The organism is Sinomonas sp. P47F7, assembly GCF_049332655.1.
Taxonomy (GTDB): domain Bacteria; phylum Actinomycetota; class Actinomycetes; order Actinomycetales; family Micrococcaceae; genus Sinomonas.
Genome location: NZ_CP186327.1, coordinates 409495 through 427941 on the forward strand (window position 1 = coordinate 409495; position 18447 = coordinate 427941).

General features: G+C 68.4%; 17 protein-coding genes. 8 read left to right on the forward strand and 9 right to left on the reverse strand.

Annotated features, from left to right (window positions below):
• Positions 1–42: 42 nt before the first annotated feature.
• Positions 43–642, reverse strand: a complete 600-nt coding sequence (locus ACOKR1_RS02075; protein ID WP_422935118.1) for a DedA family protein — start codon at positions 640–642, stop codon at positions 43–45.
• Between the two features lie 112 nt (positions 643–754).
• A complete protein-coding gene (locus ACOKR1_RS02080; protein WP_422935119.1) occupies positions 755–1525 on the reverse strand; it encodes an SDR family NAD(P)-dependent oxidoreductase in 771 nt (256 codons plus the stop codon).
• Positions 1526–1703: 178 nt separating this feature from the next.
• On the opposite strand from ACOKR1_RS02080, the gene ACOKR1_RS02085 reads away from it, so the two are divergent.
• Complete coding sequence (locus tag ACOKR1_RS02085; protein ID WP_422935120.1) at positions 1704–4199, forward strand: HAD-IC family P-type ATPase; 2496 nt, start codon at positions 1704–1706, stop codon at positions 4197–4199.
• Here ACOKR1_RS02085 and ACOKR1_RS02090 read toward each other — a convergent pair.
• The 3 genes from ACOKR1_RS02090 to ACOKR1_RS02100 form a co-directional block, all read right to left on the reverse strand.
• The gene (locus ACOKR1_RS02090) at positions 4147–5808 is read right to left on the reverse strand and encodes an ABC1 kinase family protein (protein WP_422935121.1); all 1662 of its coding nucleotides are present in this window, start codon (positions 5806–5808) and stop codon (positions 4147–4149) included. The genes ACOKR1_RS02085 and ACOKR1_RS02090 overlap by 53 nt on opposite strands.
• Entirely contained in the window at positions 5805–8633 is a 2829-nt protein-coding gene (locus ACOKR1_RS02095; RefSeq protein WP_422935122.1) for a cation-translocating P-type ATPase, read from the reverse strand. The genes ACOKR1_RS02090 and ACOKR1_RS02095 overlap by 4 nt, the downstream gene beginning before the upstream one ends.
• A 433-nt stretch (positions 8634–9066) precedes the next feature.
• Positions 9067–9540 carry a pyridoxamine 5'-phosphate oxidase family protein gene (locus tag ACOKR1_RS02100; RefSeq protein ID WP_422935123.1) on the reverse strand — a complete coding sequence of 158 codons (474 nt, stop codon included), beginning with the start codon at positions 9538–9540 and terminating at the stop codon, positions 9067–9069.
• 96 nt (positions 9541–9636) lie between these two features.
• On the opposite strand from ACOKR1_RS02100, the gene ACOKR1_RS02105 reads away from it, so the two are divergent.
• Positions 9637–11529, forward strand: coding sequence for a heavy metal translocating P-type ATPase (locus tag ACOKR1_RS02105; RefSeq protein ID WP_422935124.1), 1893 nt, complete (start codon positions 9637–9639; stop codon positions 11527–11529).
• A 50-nt stretch (positions 11530–11579) separates the two neighbouring features.
• Here ACOKR1_RS02105 and ACOKR1_RS02110 read toward each other — a convergent pair whose 3' ends face one another.
• Positions 11580–12965, reverse strand: a complete 1386-nt coding sequence (locus tag ACOKR1_RS02110) for an MBL fold metallo-hydrolase (protein WP_422935125.1) — start codon at positions 12963–12965, stop codon at positions 11580–11582.
• Positions 12966–13119: 154 nt separating this feature from the next.
• On the opposite strand from ACOKR1_RS02110, the gene ACOKR1_RS02115 reads away from it, so the two are divergent.
• From ACOKR1_RS02115 to ACOKR1_RS02130, 4 genes are all read left to right on the forward strand, one after another.
• Positions 13120–13593 (forward strand): pyridoxamine 5'-phosphate oxidase family protein, encoded by a 474-nt coding sequence (locus ACOKR1_RS02115; protein WP_422935126.1) that lies wholly within the window; start codon positions 13120–13122, stop codon positions 13591–13593.
• A gap of 69 nt (positions 13594–13662) precedes the next feature.
• Positions 13663–13839: a hypothetical protein gene (locus tag ACOKR1_RS02120; protein WP_422935127.1), complete on the forward strand. Its 177-nt coding sequence runs from the start codon at positions 13663–13665 to the stop codon at positions 13837–13839.
• A gap of 53 nt (positions 13840–13892) precedes the next feature.
• Positions 13893–14549 carry a cytochrome b N-terminal domain-containing protein gene (locus ACOKR1_RS02125; protein ID WP_422935128.1) on the forward strand — a complete coding sequence of 219 codons (657 nt, stop codon included), beginning with the start codon at positions 13893–13895 and terminating at the stop codon, positions 14547–14549.
• Entirely contained in the window at positions 14546–15565 is a 1020-nt protein-coding gene (locus ACOKR1_RS02130) for a hypothetical protein (RefSeq protein ID WP_422935129.1), read from the forward strand. Before ACOKR1_RS02125 ends, ACOKR1_RS02130 begins: the two co-directional genes overlap by 4 nt.
• 52 nt (positions 15566–15617) lie before the next feature.
• Here the strand turns inward: ACOKR1_RS02130 and ACOKR1_RS02135 are convergent, their stop codons facing one another.
• Together ACOKR1_RS02135 and ACOKR1_RS02140 are read right to left on the reverse strand one after the other, a co-directional pair.
• Entirely contained in the window at positions 15618–15878 is a 261-nt protein-coding gene (locus tag ACOKR1_RS02135) for a metal-sensitive transcriptional regulator (RefSeq protein WP_422935130.1), read from the reverse strand.
• Complete coding sequence (locus ACOKR1_RS02140) at positions 15862–16290, reverse strand: DUF302 domain-containing protein (RefSeq protein WP_422935131.1); 429 nt, start codon at positions 16288–16290, stop codon at positions 15862–15864. Before ACOKR1_RS02140 ends, ACOKR1_RS02135 begins: the two co-directional genes overlap by 17 nt.
• A 130-nt stretch (positions 16291–16420) precedes the next feature.
• On the opposite strand from ACOKR1_RS02140, the gene ACOKR1_RS02145 reads away from it, so the two are divergent.
• Complete coding sequence (locus tag ACOKR1_RS02145; RefSeq protein ID WP_422935132.1) at positions 16421–16822, forward strand: carboxymuconolactone decarboxylase family protein; 402 nt, start codon at positions 16421–16423, stop codon at positions 16820–16822.
• 362 nt (positions 16823–17184) lie between these two features.
• Positions 17185–17832 carry a DUF4389 domain-containing protein gene (locus ACOKR1_RS02150; RefSeq protein WP_422935133.1) on the forward strand — a complete coding sequence of 216 codons (648 nt, stop codon included), beginning with the start codon at positions 17185–17187 and terminating at the stop codon, positions 17830–17832.
• Positions 17833–17991: 159 nt separating this feature from the next.
• Here the strand turns inward: ACOKR1_RS02150 and ACOKR1_RS02155 are convergent, their stop codons facing one another.
• Positions 17992–18444, reverse strand: coding sequence for a hypothetical protein (locus tag ACOKR1_RS02155; protein ID WP_422935134.1), 453 nt, complete (start codon positions 18442–18444; stop codon positions 17992–17994).
• Between the last annotated feature and the right edge of the window lie 3 nt (positions 18445–18447).

Consider the following 18447-nt stretch of genomic DNA (forward strand, 5'->3'; position numbering starts at 1 on the left):
CGACCCTCATCGCCGTGGGTGCATGCTACGAAGAGATCACGGCTAATTGACCCCCTCCACGTGCCCGGCTTTTTGGCGTCGACGCCTACGTCGCGCGAGGACGCCCCCGACCGCCAACGCCAAGGCGGTGCTGACCCCAGCGCCGACGAGCGCCGACGCCCAGAACGGCAGATCCGTCGTCGTATGCGCGGCGAACCCGAGCCCTGCCATCCACACGGACCAAAGAACGCCGCCGATTGCGTCGCTCGCGAGGTATCCGCGCAGGGTCATTCGGGTGAGTCCGGCCGTGACCGACGAGGCCAGCCGGCCGCCCGGGAGGAACCGCGCACCGAGCACCGTGACGACGGCGCCAAACCGGCCGAGTTCCTCAATGCCTTCCAGCGTCACGCTGTGCAGCCGTCGGCCCCAACGCCAGCGGTCGACGAGCGGGCTCAGGCTGTGCTTGACGAGCACGTACAGGGCCGCGTCGCCGAGCCATGAGCCAATCGCGGAGAGCAAGATGACCAAGGCGAGATCCCCCCGGCCCTCCGACGCGAGCGAACCACCTGTTGCCACCGCCATCTCGGCGGGGACGGACGGGAAGAAGGCGTCCGCCGCGACGATCGGGACGAGCCCGAACAGCAGTGCTGTCCACGCATCCATAACGGCAAATCAGGACTCCGAAATCACGCTGATGCGACCATGATGCCAGCCGCCATGCAACCAGTGTTGGGCAAGGGTCTACGGTGGGGAATCTGAATTGTTGGCGGGGCGGTCAGATTGCATTCCATCCGTTGTCAGAGGCCAGGACGACGCCGTTGATGTTCGAAGCATCCCGGCTCAGCAGATAGCCGATCGCCGACGCGAGCTCTTCTGCTTCGGCGATCGGCGGGACATTGGCCTGCATCAGGGGGCCCAGAACCTCCAGAGCGAGATCCGACCTGAACTCGGCGTGGATATTGGTCCGCGTTCCGCCTGGTGCGACGGCGTTGACCCGGATTCCCTTCCTCCCGTACATGACCGCTGAGCTCCGGGTCAGCCCGATGACCGCGTGCTTCGAGACCGTATAGGCCACTCCCGCTGCCGAACCCCTGAGACCTGCCTCAGAGGAGACGTTCACGATCGACCCGTAGCCCGCGTCGAGCATGATGGGGACAACCGCTCTCATGAGGCGCATCATCGAGGTCAGGTTCACGTTCAAGACCCTGTCCCACGTCGAATCGTCGACTTCGTGGACCGGCTGGAAGCTGTCCATGATCCCTGCCACGTTGGCGAGTCCGTCGATCCGGCCGCGAGCGGCCGCGACGACGCGCTCGACCGCGGCTTGGCCGCTGATGTCCCCCTCGACTCCTGCGAAGTCGAGTTCCGGGTACTCGGCGACGAGCTTGTCCAGACCCTCACGGCTCACGTCGCTCGCGACAACCCGGCCGCCCTCGCGCGCGACCCTGAGCGCCGTCGCCCGGCCAATGCCGGATGCCGCACCGGTGACGATGACTGTCTGGCCGTCGAAGCGACCAGGGGTGATGTTCTCCTGCCACGCGGACATGCGAAATGCTCCTTTGGCCATAGCCCTATCTGGTCCCGCCGAGCCTTCAACGCCAGTCTGCGCGTCGCTCTGGGTCGGGAGAAGGGACCAAGTGCCTTGCTGCGGCTCGGAGGCCGCGGCGGGGAACGGGGTTGATGCACGGGGTGCCCCCGGCGTCGCATCGGCCTAGTCTTGGGTCATGGAACCGCGGGACCCCCGGCCAGGGTCGGCCCTCGGGCTGACCTCCGCCGAGGCGACAGAGCGGTCCCAGGAGGGACCGACGAACCGCAGGGCCGCCGCTACGAGTCGCAGCTTCTGGGCAATCCTGCGCTCGAATGCACTGACGTATTTCAACGCGATAGTCCTGGCTGGCTTCGCCCTCCTGCTCGTCCTGGGCCGCTGGCAGGACGCGCTCTTCGGACTCACCGCGCTCGCGAACATCGTCATCGGGGCAGGCCAAGAGCTCCGAGCGAAGCGGACCCTCGACCGGCTCAGCATCGTCAGCGCCCCGACGGCCCGCGTCCTTCGCGACGGGCAGGAGCACGAGCTGACCCCCGACCAGGTTGTGCTCGACGACGTCCTCGTCCTCCGGGCGGGAGACCAGGCCGCCGCCGATGCCCTCATCCTGAGTGCACAGCACCTGGACGTGGACGAATCGCTCCTCACCGGCGAGGCCGAGCCCGTGGTGCGTGTCGAGGGCGAGACAGTGCTCTCCGGTTCGGCCATCGTCGGCGGATCCGGATTCGGTCGCGTCACCGCGGTGGGCGAGAGGGCCTACGCCGGGGTCGTTGTCGCCGAGTCGCGCCGCTTCTCCTTGGTCCGATCCGAACTGCACGAGTCTGTCGACCGGCTTCTGAGATGGATCGGATGGGCAGTGCTGCCGTTGGGCGTCCTGGTGCTCAACGCCCAGGTGCAGGTCCAAGGAGGCTGGGCAGCCGCCCTCGGAGATGGACGATGGCGAGAAGCGGCCGTGGACACCGTGGCCGCGGTCATCGCGATGATCCCTCTGGGCCTCGTACTGATGACCAGCGTCGCGTTCGCAGTCGGCGCAGTGGCCTTGGCGCGTCAGCACGTCCTCGTCCAAGAGCTTCCCGCGGTCGAGGGACTGGCCCGCGTCGATGTCGTCTGCCTCGACAAGACCGGGACGCTCACCGACGGGAAGATCGTCCTCGATCGCGTATTCCCCGTGGGTGGCCGTGAGCCGATCCCCGAACCGGCGTGGGCGGCCGCACTCGGGTGGTTCGGCGCCGATCAGTCAGGCGGTCCCACGGCACGCGGCCTCGGCGAGAGCTTCCCCGCGCTGGACGGGGTGCATTCGACAGCGTCGATCGGCTTCTCCTCCGCCAGGAAGTGGAGCGCCGCGACCCTGACGGGCTCGGCTCGGGGAACGTGGGTGCTGGGTGCCCCCGACGTGATCGCCGAGCTGACACAGTTCGACCTCGGCTCATCCTCGGCTGGCGCAGCTCACGACGGGGCCGCGGCCATGAGTCGAGCGGAGGAACACGCAGCCTCGGGCCTCCGCACGATCCTGCTCGCGCACTCGCCCTCGCCCCTCAGCGAAGAGGACAGCGATGCTCAGCGCGTTCCGGACGGACTGCGCCCCGCCGTTGTCCTGACCTTCCGCGAGACACTCCGGCCCGACGCGGCCCAGACTCTTGCGTACTTCCGCGCCCAAGGCGTCGAGGTCCGCGTGGTCTCGGGCGATCATCCAGAGACCGTCGCAGCCGTCGCACGCGCCGCGGGTCTCGACGCCGGGCCAGGATTCGACGCGCGCGAGCTGCCCGAGGACCCGGACGCATTCGCCCGAGAGGTCGTCGGCCACCGCGTGCTCGGGCGGGTGACGCCCGACCAGAAGAGACGCCTTGTGCACGCGCTCCAGGCCGCGGGCCACACGGTCGCCATGACGGGCGACGGCGTCAACGACGCGCTCGCCGTGAAAGACGCCGACCTCGGCATCGCCATGGCCTCGGGCTCGGCCGCGACGAAGGCAGTCTCGCGGATTGTCCTCCTCGACAACTCCTTCGCGCACTTCCCAGACGTGGTCGCCCAGGGCCGGAAGGTCATGGCCAATATCGAACTCGTCGCTGTGCTCTTCCTGACGAAGACCGCGTACGCGATGCTGCTCTCGGCCTTGCTGGGAGTTCTGCTCGTGGAAACCCCTTTCCTTCCGAGGCAGCTGTCGGTCACGGACGGCCTCACGATCGGGATCCCGGCGTTCTTCCTTGCGCTCCTGCACAACGAGCGGCCCTATGCCCCGGGGTTCCTGCGGCGCGCCGTCGGTTTCGCGCTCCCCAACGGCGCCGTGGTCGCAGTCTGCCTGTTCGCTGTCGCGACCGTCGGCGACGACGCCGGGCTCGAGGCAGCCCAGGTCCGGACCGTGGCGACGCTTTGCCTGACCGCGGTGGGCGTGTGGGTCCTGTCGTGTCAGGCCAGGCCGCTCTCCGGCTTGCGGCGGGTCGTGGTTGCGGCGATGCCTGCCTCCGCCCTCGTCTTCTATCTGATCCCGTCTGCGGCTGGCTTTCTGGACTTCGCAGCGCCACCTGTATGGTTCGGTGCGCTGGGCTCGGGCATCGCGCTCGCGGGGTGCGCGGGTATCGAGGCGGTCCACCGGTTCCGCCTTCGAGGCCGCGCAGGCAGCCGTTTCACGGTCGGCGGCGGTGGCGGCCGGTCCAGGCCAAATAGGCGGCGAGCGTAGCGGCGGAGGCGAAGCCGGCGCTGACGAGCGCCCGCCTGAGTGCCTGGGCGCGACCTTGGGGCTCGGCGGCGACGATCTCGCCGATGCCGCGGATGAAGGCCGAGGCCAGGGTGGCGGCGACAATCCGCTGGGCGGCAGCATCAAGGTGGACGGTGAGCCGATCGAGGTCCTCGGGACGCAGCGTCAGCTCCGGTCCGCCGCGCTCGAGGGCGTCTTCGATGGCGTGCAGCTGGCGGGGGATGCGGGCTGCAGCGTCCAGTAGCTCTCCGCCCGCGTGCGCGAGTCGCCGGGCGACCGCCGGGGGCGTGAAGCGTTCGTAGGCCAGCGCTTCTGCGTAAGGGCCGATGACGGCTGCGAATTGGAAGCCCGGATCGAGTGTGGCCCCCATTCCTTCGGCCATGACGAGCATTCTCAGCAGCAGGGCCAGTTCGCGCGGCAGCTGGAGCCGGTTCCTGCGCACGGCCGCGGTCAGCTCTCTGACGACGGCGCCGATAGGCACCTCGGCCAGCGGCCTGTCCTGGTACAGGCGGGTGACCAAGGCGAGATCGGCGCCGAGCCGGACCAGGTCGGCGCGCCCCCGGCCCGCGGACATGTCTGCGACTGCCCGGGCCGCGGCGCGGCTGTCCCTGCGCGAGAGCGCGATCAGGAGCTCGGCAAGCGTGTCGCGGAGTTCACGGCCGATCCTTCCGACCATCCCGAAGTCGATGAGGCCGATTCGTCCTCCTGAGATCGAGGCGTCTGGTTCGATGAAGAGGTTTCCGGCGTGCGGATCGGCATGGAAGAAGCCGTCTTCGAAGACCATCTTGGCCACGGACTGCGCCGATCGGCTGGCGAGGGCTCGACGGTCGATTCCCGCCGCATCCAAAGCATCGAGGTCACTGACCTTGATGCCCCGGATCCTCTCGAGCGTGAGCACCCTGGACGTGGTGGTCTCCCAGTAGACACGCGGGATGTGCATTCCTCGGTCGGAGGCGAAGCTGGCACCGATCCGTTCGGCGTTCCTGGCTTCGGCCAGATAGTCGAGCTCGGTCCGCAGCGTCGTGGAGAATTCGTCGGCGATGCCCGCCAGATCGTAGTCGGCGGCGGCGTCCCAGTGCTGGACAGCTCTCGCAGCGAGATTGGCGATGATCTCCAAGTCGAGGTCGACCTGCTCAACGATGCCCGGCTTGCGGACCTTCACTACCACCTCTGTGCCGTCTGCCAGTGTGGCCGCGTGGGCCTGTCCCAGAGAAGCGCTCGCGAGCGGCACCGGGTCGAAGGAGGCGAAGACCTCCTCGGGCCTTCCTCCAAGTTCGCGCTCGAGCGTCTCGGCGACCGCCGCGGCGGGGACCGGGGGTGCCTGATCCTGAAGCAGGGAAAGCTCGTCGCGATAGGCGCTCGAGAGGAGATCGGGCCGGGTCGACAGGGCCTGTCCGAGCTTGATGAAGACGGGCCCCAGCTCCTCGAGGGCCAAACGCAGGTGCGCTGGCCTCGTGTGGCCCTCGTGCCCGTCAGGCGTCCCAAGCCGCGGAGCCCTCCGATGCAGTCCGCTCTGCCCGAACACGAAGCCAAGCCCGTGCCGTCCAAGTGTCTCGGCCACCTGTGCATAGCGCTCGAGATGGCTGATCATGCCGTGGCTCTCCCCTGCGGCTGAGAGGTGCGCGCTGCCGCAGTGTTACTGCCCGCCGGCTCCCGCTCGGCCCCACGGGGCGCGTCGTCACGGCCGCCCCGGCTCCGGCGGGCCCACCTATAGGCCTCGTCCGCACCCCATACCAGGAACGGGAACGGGAGAAGTCCGAGCAGCTGCCACGCCTGCGGAGGGGCCGTGCCGAAGACCTCCTGCAGGGGCGGGAGGTAGACGATGGCGGCGCTGAACAGGACTTCGAAGCCGATGCCCCACAGAAGCAGCCTGTTCGTGCCGATGCCGATCTGGGCAAGCGACGCGGTCTGGGTCCGGGCAGCGAAGGCGGTGCCGATCTGGCAGGCGACGATCCCGAGGAAGGTCATCGTGGTGGCCTCGACCCAGACCGCGTGGAGTGGGCCCTGGCTTGTGTCGGCCCCATAGTGCCATCCGCCGGCGAGGAGGGTGGCGAGGAAGCCGGCGGTCACAAGGAGAGCGGAAACTCCCCCAAGGAGCCCCCAGGCTCGGCCCAGCATGGCCCCGTCGATGACGTTCTGCCCGCGCGGGCGGGGCGGCCGGTCCATGGTTCCAGGATCCTCCGGCTCGCGGCCCAAGGCCAGGGCAGGAAGGGTCTCGGTTCCGAGGTCGACCGCCAGGATCTGCATGACGGTGAGGGGGAGCGGGATGCCCCCTCCGGCCACGGCGTACAGCAGGAACGGCACGACCTCGGGGGTCGCGTGGGCGAAGATGTAGACGATGAACTTGCGGACGTTGTCATAGACCCGGCGCCCGGACTGGACGGCGCTGACGATCGTGGCGAAGTCGTCGTCCGTCAGGACCATGGTGGCGGCCTCCCGTGCGACGTCCGTGCCCGATCGGCCCATGGCGACGCCGATGTCCGCGTGCCGGAGTGCGGGGGCGTCGTTCACACCGTCGCCGGTCACGGCGACCACCTGGCCCAAGTCCTGCAGAGCGTCCGCGATGCGGAGCTTCGCTTCGGGGGAGCTGCGGGCGAAGATGACCTCGTCCCTGGAGGCGAGGAGCGCGTCGAGGCTGCCCTCGGGCATTCGGTCGAGCTCCGGGCCGCTGATCACGCGGATTCCGGCGTCGCCTATTCCGATCCGTGAGGCGATGCCTCGGGCAGTGAGCCCGTGGTCGCCCGTGACGATCAGGAGGCGGATGCCAGCCCGGTGACACCGGGCGACGGCGTCCGCGACTTCGGGGCGGGGCGGGTCGAGCATCGCAACGATGCCCAGCAGGGTCAGTCCCTGCTCGGCCTCCTGCCGGCTCAGTTCGCCTGCGCGCCCGGCCGGGAGCTTGCGCTCGGCGACGGCCAGGACACGGAGTCCTTGATCGGCCCAGGTATCTACGGTCTCTGCGACGACGGCGCGCAGCCCAGGAGTGAGCGGTTCGGTCCGATCTCCCGCGGTTCCCACGGCGATGCACAGGGGCACCACCTCCTCCGGTGCCCCCTTGCAGTGAAGGCGAGTCTCGCCGTCGTCCATTCGATCTATTGTGGACATGCGCCGCAGCACGGGGTCGAAATGATATTGGGTCAGCCGTTCTGTTCCCGCGCGGTCCGGCGCTTGGCCTAGCTGAGCAGCGGCGTGCAGGAGGGCGAGCTCGGTGGGGTCGCCGCTTTCGGTGCTGTTGGCCCCGAGTGAGGCGTTGTTGCACGCGACGGCCGCCGCGGCCAGCCTCGCGGCGGGCGAGCCCGGCGCAGCAGGATCGTGCGGGGCTTCCCCCAGCTCAAGGCTCCCGTCGGCGGTCCACAGCTTCAGGACCCGCATCCTGTTCATAGTCAGGGTCCCCGTCTTGTCCGTGCAGATGACGCTGGTGGAGCCGAGCGTCTCCACCGCCGAGATCCGCTTCACGAGCGCGCCCTCGCGGGCCAAGAGCCGCACTCCCACCGCGAGGGCGAGTGTGATCGTGGGGAGGAGGCCCTCGGGGACGTTCGCGACCAACAGCCCGATCGCAAAGCTGAAGGTGTCGTGGAGGGAGAGCCCCGCGAGGAGGGTGCCCACCGGGATGAAGGCCACGCCCATCGCGACCGCGACGACGGCGATCACCTTCGCCACGCGCGTGACCTGCCTCTCGAGCGGGCTGCTCTCGTGCCCGACCCGTTCGGAAAGGGCCGCGATCCGGCCGAGCTCGGTGTGCATTCCGGTGGCGAACACGACGGCGGTCGCCTCCCCACCCGTGCAGTTCGTGCCGCTGAAAACCATGTCCTGAGCGTCGATGAGGCGGCCGGATCTCCATTCGGCCGTAGCTGTGCGCAGGACGGGCAGGGATTCGCCCGTGAGCGTCGAGACGTCCATCTCGACCGAGCCGTCCAGGAGCCTCGCATCTGCCGAGACGCGGTCGCCTTCCCGCACCACGACGACGTCGCCGGGCACGAGGCCGCTCGCCTCGAGGACGGTCTCCTGGCCGCCTCGCACTACCCGTGCGGTGGGCGGGAGGAACGCGGAGAGAGCCTCGACCGCGCGTTCGGCGTGGCGTTCCTGCAGGAACGCAAACGCCGCGTTGAGGATCACGACGGCGACAATCGCCGCGGCCAGCGGACCGGACCCGCTTGCGTAGCTCAGGACTGCGGCGAGCCACAGGAGCAACGCGAGGGGGTGGGTTAACTGCCGCAGGATCTGGCGGGGCCATTCGAGGCCACCCCGGCGGGAGAGGACGTTAGGCCCATAGAGGGTGAGCCGCCTGGCGGCTTCCCGCTCGGAAAGGCCGCTTCGTGCGGCGTGGAGTTCGTGGAGAAGCCTGTCGGCAGCACCGTGCGGATCCGCCTCCGCTGTTGGTCCGTCTGCGGGGGCCTCGGCGGCCGAAGGCTCCATGTCACTCAGTAGATCGCCCGCGCCAAGGCCAGTGGTAGGGACCAAAGTCCGGAGCCAGGCTGTCTGTCCCCGCACCCGATCAGAGTCCCCGAGGCGCCGTTGTCGCCGATCGCGACGTAGTAGATGGTCAGCGGGGCGACCTGCTCGGGCAGGCCGTTCGGCGGCGGTTCAGGCGTCGTTGCCCGGGCCGGGGCGCTGGGCCTGGGCGCGGCGGACGACGGCGGTGCGGTCGGTGTCGTTGTCGAGGTTCCCGTTGGCGTTGGGACTGGGAGGGGCTTTGGGGCGCGGTAACGGCGGGGAAGGAACTTTGCGTGGGGGCGGCGGCGGGCGGGCCGAAGCAGCCCGAGAGGGCTAGCGCGATGCCGAGCCCGAGGGCGGCGAATGCGGGACGCTGGACTCTGGCCATGGTGGCCCCCTTGGGTGCGGTCTTTCCCTATTCCGCAGCGGCGCGCCGGAGGCCGGCCAGATGGGAAGCCCACCGGGCGGGGTCGGTGACGACAAACTGCCTTCCGGACACGAGGGCCGGGATGACGCGGACCACGAAGGCCTTTTCGCCGTACTGCCATGGGAAGAGCGGACGTTCAAGGAATTCGCCGACCTCGGATGCGCCTACCGCGGGCTCGAGTATGCCGTTGAGCACCACGGACCACGCCTCGTTGGTGGCCGGCTCGAAGCCGTCCGCCTCGAACGCCACGGCGGCTTCCTGATTCGACGCGGTCAGCTTGGTTCCTGGGTCGGTCCGAAACACGACGGTCCTGTCGTCGACGACGAAGTTCACCGGGAACAGCTCAAGGCGTTCCGCTCCGGGGATCGCGAGCCTTCCGACCACAGAGGTCCGTAGGCGAGCCCAGCACTCTTCGGGGGAGAGTTCGTGCACGAGCGGATATCGCATGGGCCGCGCTGGCATGACCACAGTCTAGGTCGGGCGGTCAGTCGCAGACAGGGCCCTATGGATCTGGGCCCGAGGGTGGACGCTCCGGCCCGTCGAGGCCCATGATCTCTCATGGGGTTTCTCCGTGCTGTCCGTCGCTACCCCGTGGTCATCGCCGGGTTGGCTGTCCTTGCGGTAGCGCTCACCCTCGCAGGGGTTGGGCTGGGCCTCGCATCGGCGCTCGTCTCGGCAGTGTTCGCGGCGGCGGTGGGAATGTGGACGTTTGCCGGCATGGTCCGAGAAATCGTCCACGGCCGGTGGGGGCTCGATCTGCTTGCCGTGACGGCCATCGCGGCGACCCTTGCCGTCGGGGAGTACGTCGCCGCCGTCATCATCGTGCTCATGCTCACGGGAGGCGGCGCGCTCGAGGACTTTGCGGCAGGGCGTGCCAGGCATGAGCTCACCGCCCTCTTGGAGCGCGCCCCGCACGTTGCGCATCGGCAGGCCGCGGACGGTTCGGTGCAGGACATCGGGCTCGACGAAGTCCGCGTGGACGACGTCCTCGTGGTTCGGCCGAACGAGGTGGTCCCGGTCGACGGCCTCCTCGTCTCCGCGGCCGGGGTCTTCGACGAGTCCTCGCTCACGGGGGAGAGCCTGCCCGCCGAGCGTTCTGCAGGAGAGACAGTCCTGAGCGGTTCCGTCAACGGCACCGGGGCGGTGCTGTTGCGGGCGACGACGACGGCCGCCGAGAGCCAGTTCTCCCAGATTGTCGCCCTCGTGCGCCAGGCTGCGGAGAGCCGCGCGCCCGTGGTGCGCCTGGCCGACCGCTACGCAGTCCCCTTCACCCTCTTCTCACTGGCCCTCGCAGGCCTGGGCTGGTGGCTCTCTGGAAGCCCGCTCCGGTTCGCCGAGGTGCTCGTGGTGGCCACGCCATGCCCCTTGCTGATCGCCGCCCCAGTGGCCTTCCTGGGCGGTATGAGCCGCGCGTCCAAGAACGGGGTGATCGTGAAGGGTGGGGCGGTCCTCGAGCTGCTGGCCCGCGTGCGCACGGTGGCGTTCGACAAGACCGGGACGCTCACGCTGGGCCGGCCTGAGCTCGTCGCGGTGGTCCCGGCACCCGGTCTGGACCCGGATGAGCTGCTGGCGCTGACTGCCTCGGCAGAGCGATATTCGTCGCACGCCCTTGCCGCCACAGTCGTCTCGGCTGCGACAGCTCGTGGCGTTGCCCTGCTGCCTGTAGAGGAGGCAGAGGAGGTGGCGACGAATGGCGTCAGCGCTCGCGTGGGCGGCCGCGAAGTGCTGGTCGGGAAGCGTGCCTTCGTCGAGGACGCCACTGGGCAGCAGATCGTCGAGCCAGCCCTTCGCCCCGGGGAGCTCGCCGTCTACGTCGGGGTCGACGGCGAGCCCGGCGGCGTCATCGTACTCAGTGACGCGCCTCGCCCTGAGGCGCAGGCGACCTTGGAGCGCCTCAAGGAGGCCGGCGCGGCTCATGTCCTCATGCTCACTGGCGACGCGGTGTCCACCGCTCGAAGCATCGCCGCGGACCTCGGTGTCACCGAGGTCCGCGCCGAGCTCCTTCCGCTCGACAAGGTCGAGATTGTCAGGCACGCATCGCCGCGTCCCGTGCTCATGGTCGGCGACGGCGTCAATGATGCGCCGGTGCTGGCTGCCGCGGATGTCGGCATCGCGATGGGTGCCCGCGGCTCGACCGCGGCCAGCGAGTCGGCCGGCGCGGTGGTCCTCGTCGAAGACCTCACTCGCACGGCCAAGGCCGTCGAGATCGCCCAGCACACCGTCCGCGTCGCCCTGCAATCCATCTGGCTCGGCATCGCCCTGAGCGTCGGCCTCATGGCGGTCGCCCTCACGGGTGCGCTCCCGCCTGTGGCCGGCGCGCTGCTCCAGGAACTCGTGGACCTCGCTACCATCCTCAACGCCCTGCGCGCTCTCGGCCGGAGCAGGACACCGCCCCTACCGGGCGGTCAACCGGTCTCCGCGAGTATCCCGCGGCACGTCAGCCAGTCCTGAGCCATTGCCACGGAACATGCGGAGCGGCCTCGCTACCGTGGCGCGGCTCGCTACCGTGGCGAGGCGAGGCTGACTTCCTCGAGGTATTCGGGGACGCGCGCGGGCCAGCCGAGTTCGTGCCGGATCCGGCGGCGGAGCGCGTCCGAGGCTCCGAGTTCCCCGTGGGTCACGTACGCCATGCGCGGCGGTGCGTCCGCGTGGCTCATCCAGCGCAGGATCGCGTCGGCGTCGGCGTGGGCGGAGAGATTCTCGACGCTGACCACCTCGGCCCGGATCAGCACGTCCCGGCCGTACACGCGAAGCGTCCGCGCGCCACTTTGGAGCGCGGCCCCGCGCGTTCCGCCCGCCTGGTAGCCGCTGAGGACGATGCAGTTGCGGGGGTCGTCAGCGTAAGCCTCGAGATGGTGCAGCACACGACCGCCCGTCAGCATGCCGCTCGCCGAGATGATCACCATCGGACCGCCGCGGAGGTTCAGGAGCTTCGAGTCGTCCACCGTGCTCACCATGATGGGCAATCTGTACATCTCGCGGAACTCGGCATCTGTGATCCGGTGTTCTTCCCGGTGGTGCTGGTAAATGTCCGTCGCGTCGACCGCCATGGGGCTGTTGAGGTAGATGGGGATGTCGGGGATCCGGTGCTTTCGAAGCAACCGCGACAGGTGCAGCATGAGCGTCTCCGCGCGCCCCACCGCGAAAGAGGCGATGAGGACAACGCCGCCCCGCTTCGCCACTCGGTTCACGACCTCGCCGAGCTCATGCTCGGCGTCCTCATCAGGATGCGCACGGTCCCCGTACGTCGATTCGGTGACAAGCACGTCACACCGCTCAAGCCGGGCTGGGGGATACATGAGCGGGTCGTCGTCGCGGCCGAGGTCGCCGGTGAAGTGGACCGAATGCCCGGCGGCCTCGAGGTGCACCTGCGATGCACCCAAGATGTGCCCTGCGGGCCGGAAGGTCACGCGCATCCCGTCGCCGACGTCGACAGGCCGGTCGAAGGCCTGCGGGCTGAAGCTCCCGAGTGAGCGCACCGCGTCCTCGGCGGTGTAGAGCGGTCGCGGCGTCTCATGCCGGGACGACTTCCGCCGCAAAGCAGTCTCGGCCTCTTCCTCCTGCAGATGCCCACTGTCCGGAAGAAGGAGAGTGCACAGCTCCGCGGTGCCGTGCGTCGAATACACCGGCCCGCGGAAGCCATCCCGCACCAGTGCCGGCACATACCCGGTGTGGTCGAGGTGCGCATGAGTGAGCACCACGGCATCGATCGAGGCCGGCGGCACCGGGAACGGCCGACGGTTGCGCTCCCGGACGATCTTGTAGCCCTGGAACAAGCCGCAGTCGACAAGGATCCGCCGGTGTCCATGCTCGACGAGATACCGTGAGCCGGTGACCGTGTCTGTCGCCCCGAGGAACCTCAGGCGAGCGGCGCCGTCGTCCTCCATAGTCCGTCACGTCCTCCCTCCGGCACGAGTCTCGCCCGCGCCTGGCCGGAGGGACAGAGCATTAGGCCCCAGTCCCACCGGAGTGCAGGAGTTAGGGACGGCATCGGGACCTTGGTCGGTGGGCGCTGACCGGACTCGGTTCTAGACTTTCGCCATGGCGACGCAGAAGCCGAAAAACCCCGCACTCACGGAGCTCTCGCGGGAGGCGTGCTGGGCTCATCTGCGCACGGCCGTCCTCGGCAGGTTGGCGGTCGCAGGCAGGGAGCACCCGGAGCTGTTCCCGATCAATTACCTCGTGGACCGCGGCACAGTCCTGTTCCGCACTGACCCGGGCACGAAGCTCGCAGCGTCGATGGACAAGGCGCTCGTGACGTTCGAAGTGGACGGCTACCTGCCAGACACTCATGAAGCATGGTCCGTCGTCGTCAAGGGCACCCTCGAACCGGTGCTCGAAACAGCAGAGGTGGTCGACGCCGTCGCGCTTCCCCTCTTCCCCTGGCAAGGTGGAGCTAAGGCGTTCTTCGTCCGAATCGTGCCGGACGTCCTCTCCGGCCGTCGATTTGCGGTGGCCGACCCGTCCCAATGGGTGTCGCCACTCACGGGCATCCGGCGATCGGCCGAGGAGTGAGACGATCCCGGAGCCGAAACGGGACAAAGTTCCCTAGCAGAGGCGATGTCCGAGTCAGACTCTAATGGTGTGGACACGTCAGCGTCAGCCATAGCGTCCGTTGCACGCCTCGAGGCCGATGGGATCTACCTCGGATGGGGGTCGTTCACCATCCAGCTAGGGAACCTCCTCGTCATCGCGGCGATGATCGCCCTGTTCGTCATCGCCCTGATCTTGCCCTTCCCCGGAGGGAAGGACCGCAGATGAGTGCGCCGGCTAGCCCTCCGTCCGGCGGCGGTACGCCTGCGGGAGGCCGCATCGTGACCTGGACCGGCAGATTCCGCGGCTGGTCGCTTCGTTCCCTCCCCCCGGAGAAGCTGCTCCCCGAGACACAGCCGAGCTACGTCGCCTCCTGGATCTATGTCTTCGGCATGGCCACCATCGCCGCGCTTGTCTACGTGCTCGTCTCCGGCATCGTCCTGGCACTCAACGGCCCCGCCTGGTACCACGCCTCCGATACCGGCCATTTCGTCAACAGCACGCACCTCTGGAGCGTGGAGCTGTTCTTCATGTTCATGGTCATCCACCTGTGGGGGAAGTTCTGGATGGCAGCTTGGCGCGGCGGGCGGGCGCTCACCTGGATCACGGGGGTGATCGCCTTCGTCGTCTCCCTCGTCACAGCCTTCACGGGCTACCTCCTCCAGACCAACTTCGACTCCCAGTGGATCGCGTTCCAGGCAAAGGACGCCCTCAACGCCGTCGGCGTCGGAGCATGGTTCAACGTCGCCAACCTCGGCCAGATCCTCATGTGGCACATCGTGCTCCTCCCGCTCGCGGTGGGGGTTGTCGTCGTCCTCCACGTCCTCCTGGTCCGCGTGCACGGTGTTGTCCCACCTCTCGAGGCCTCCGAATCCGACGCGCAGCTCCGCGTCGGATCGTCTGAGGTCGCTGAAGAGGAACACGGAGGAGCGGCATGACTGCCACCGTTGGTCGGCCGGCAGTCCGGGGCCACGGCGACCACCTCGACCGGCGTCCCTGGGCTGGCTCCGTGCGGGAATACGACCTCGTCAAGGAGCTCCTCTACGCTCTCATCGTCGTCGGCCTTCTCACCGTAGGCCTGGCCGCCGTCGTCGGCTCCCCGGACGAAGCGCCGGTGACGCTCAGGCAATGGGCAACCACGGCTCCCTCCGACTTCGTGGCGACGGCGACTGCAGAGCTCGGTGGCACGAGCGTCACGGCTCAGTACGGGCCGCCCTACAACTCGACCGAAGGCGCGAGCCAGACACTCGGTCCGATCGACCTCCAGGGCCTTTCCGGCGTGCGCCTGCCCATCGATACCGCGCAGGACTTCGTGATCGGCCCCCTCCAGACCCTGCCCCAGGCGGCCGCCGAGCTCGCAGCGTTGAACGCCGCGAGCGACAAGCAGCGCACCGATTGGACGGCCGCCTACTCCGATGCGCTCTCCAAGGCGCCCGACGGCGACCCCGCCAAGGCGGCGCCGGGTGACTACGGTCCCGTCCCCGGCTTGGACAACGCGTTGTTGGCGATGGCGCAGAAGGGCACTCTCGACAGCGTGCTCGACGGCGGGACGCTCGCAGGGATGGACCACACCCGTACCGTGCTGTTCCTCGGCGACGGGCAGTACTTCAAGGGCCTCGCCGACAGCCAGCACCTCACGGGCGGCCAGTGGGGCATGATGAACGAGACCGGCAACTACCCCGGCCAGTCGTGGCTCTGGCTGTTCTCATTCTGGTATCAGATCCCGCCGTTCAACGGGCTCTCGAACGCGGACCTCGTGATCAGCGGGATCATGGTGCTCCTCACCTTGGTGCTCATGCTTCTGCCCTTCATCCCGGGCCTCCGCTCGATTCCCCGGTTCATCCCGATTCACAGGCTCATCTGGCGGGACTACTACAAGCGGGCGCGGAATCCTCACACCGCTGCCGCAAAGCCGGCTGACGGCGAGGGCACGACGGGGATGGGAAGAACTTAGCGCTCTCCGGACCGGTGGGCAGCTTCGCGCGCCGCGATGTGCGGGAAAGCCATCAGGCGAGTGCGAGAAAGAGCCTTTCCAGCTGCTTCACGTCCAAGGTTCTGGGGTCTTCCGTGGTGAGGCAATGCTGAAGTCCGGTCGAGACGAGAGCATAGCCGGCTCGGCTGAGCGCCTTGTTGACGGCGGCGAGCTGGGTGAGCACGTCTTCGCATTCGGCGCTGTTCTCCATCATGCGGATGACCGTGGCCAGGTGGCCGTGGGCGCGTTTCATCCGGGTGATGATCGCCTTCGTCTCGTCAGGCTCCAGTTGCATTCTGTGGCTCCTCGTCAGTGGCTGTCAGGGTGTCGAGCATCTGGCCGATCCGCTTCCGCGCGTCGGCGACAACATCCACCAGGTCGGGATGGTCGGTGAGCGCGTGCAGCACATCCGGGTCGAGGACGGTGACGGTGGTCGAATCGTCTCCCACGCTCGTGACGACCACATTGCAGGGCAGCAGGGCGGCGATCCGTGGGTCAGCCAGGAGGGCGGCGTGCGCCAATTGGGGCCGACAGGCGCCAAGTATGACTTGCGGGGGAATCTCGACCCCCAGTTTCGCCCTCAGTGTCGCGCTCAGGTCGATCTCGGTGAGCACTCCGAATCCCGCATCGTCAAGTGCGCCGCGGACGAGCGTGAGTGTCTTGTCATGGGGTGCCGCGATTATCGCGGTGAGTGTGAAGTCAGCCATCTCTTTCCTTCCCTTTCGCCTCATCGTACAACCCCCTGGGGGGATATGCTAACCTCATCGTATCCCCCCAGGGGGTTATTGAGATGGCCGCGACGATACGACTCCCTCGAGTCCGATGTGAGGAAACAGGATGACAGCCACCGCCGACGAATCAGGACTGCGGTCTCAGGGGCACGGCAAACGTGTCCTCGACGACCTGTCACCGCTCCATCGCGAACTGCGCCGAGCGATCCCCGAGGTCTACAAGGGGTTCGGCGCCCTTTCGCAGGCGGCTTTTGCGGACGGTGCGATGGACCGCAAGACCAAGGAGCTCATCGCCATGGCGATCGGCGTGGCTGAGGGCTGCGACGGGTGTATCGCTTCGCATGCCCAGGCCGCAGCCCGGGCGGGTGCCACGCGCCAGGAGGCTGCTGAGGCAATCGGCGTCACCTTTCTGATGCACGGCGGGCCTGCGACCATCCACGGGGCCCGCGCCTACAGCGCCTTCTGCGAGTTCGCCGACGCCTTCGAAACCGGCGAAGTTTCTGCCTGACAGATCACCGACAACAGAAAGGACCAAGCACAGCCATGTGTCGACCTATCCGCTGCACAACCTGCGGCAAGACCACGTGGGCCGGATGCGGCCAACACGTCGCCCAGGTCAAGGCCACCGTTCCCACTGGCCAGTGGTGCTCAGGCCACCCCGACGCTGACCCCAAGAGCGACTGGTTCGGCAGCCTGCTGGAACAGGCTTCGAGGAGTTGGCCGCGTTTGGGTCGTCGTCTGCCCCCCAGCTAGGCCGCTTCGGCCCCTCGCCGTCCGGAAGGGCTTTTGGCACTGCCATTTCCGAGCGCGTCCGCCCAAACTTGGCACAGCCGCAGTGTACGTCCCTGGCGGCGAGCGAAGGAGATGGCAGTGCCCGACAGCGAGCCGGCAGCTTCACCGAGTGCCCCTCCCGTGAGCTTCTCCGTGGATTACCCGGACCGTGAGCTCGACCGCCTTAGCACGGCGTTCCGAATCATCCTCGGGATCCCGTTTGCGATCGTCGTGTCCAGTATCGGCAGCACGACGTTGAACACCGCGTCCACCGGGCGGGACCTCGTGATCAATGGCACGGGTCTCCTCTTCCTGCCGCCGCTGCTGATGATCCTCTTCCGCCAGAAATACCCCCGGTGGTGGTTCGACTGGAACCTCCAGTTGCTGCGCCTGGTCAACCGGCTTGCTGCATACCTCCTGCTCTTGGATGACCACTACCCTGCAACCGACGACGAGCAAGCCGTGCGTCTGGACCTTCGGTATCCCGACGCGCGGGTTGATCTCAACCGATGGCTGCCCCTCGTGAAGTGGTTCTTGGCGATTCCGCACTACATCGTCCTCGCCTTCCTCTTCGTCGGCGCGGTGGTCGCGGCGGTAATAGCCTGGTTTGCCATCATCTTCACTGGTCGCTACCCGCGCGGACTGTTCAATTTCGTGGTGGGCGTGATGCGTTGGAACGTGCGCGTGGTCGCCTACGCGGGGATTCTCGTCACCGACGCTTACCCACCCTTCCGGCTGCGCCCCTGACGAGCATTCCTTGGTGGGGGTGCTGGCGGAACGCCACGGACGGGTGGATGGCGACGACCGCCACGCCGGCGCGCCGGTCCGAGTGCTGGGTGTGGGCGGAGACCCGGTTGCAGGGGGATCCCAGACGTGCATCGTCGGCCCTTGTCAGTGCTCGCGGTGTCACGGGGGGAGGGCCGGCGGGCTGCGTCGCGGCCTGGCGAGGGCGGCCAGGGCCGCTGCGGCAGTGAGGGTGGCCAGGGCCTGGGCTACGGCAGCGAGGGCCTTGGCGGGGTACCAGACCGGCTCGTACATCGCGGGCAGGGGCCCGAGGGCGGGGATGTCGATGTACCGGTAGAGCAGCAGGGCCGCGAGGCCGCCTGCGGCGGCGGCGAGGGCGAGGGCGAAGGCCGGGCGGGTCCCGCGCACGAGCACGTACAGGGCGACCAGGACGGCCGCGGCGGCCTCGGCGAGGAACAGGTTCCCTTCCCCGATCCCTGCAGGGGCGGCGGCCTGGTAGCCGGGGGCAAGGAGGGCGTGGACGGCGGCGTCGACGGCGAGGCCGACGGCGGTGAGGGCCCGCAGCGCCGCAGGGGCCGGCGTCGGGTGCCCGCGGCGGGGTCTCCTGTGCTTCAAGGG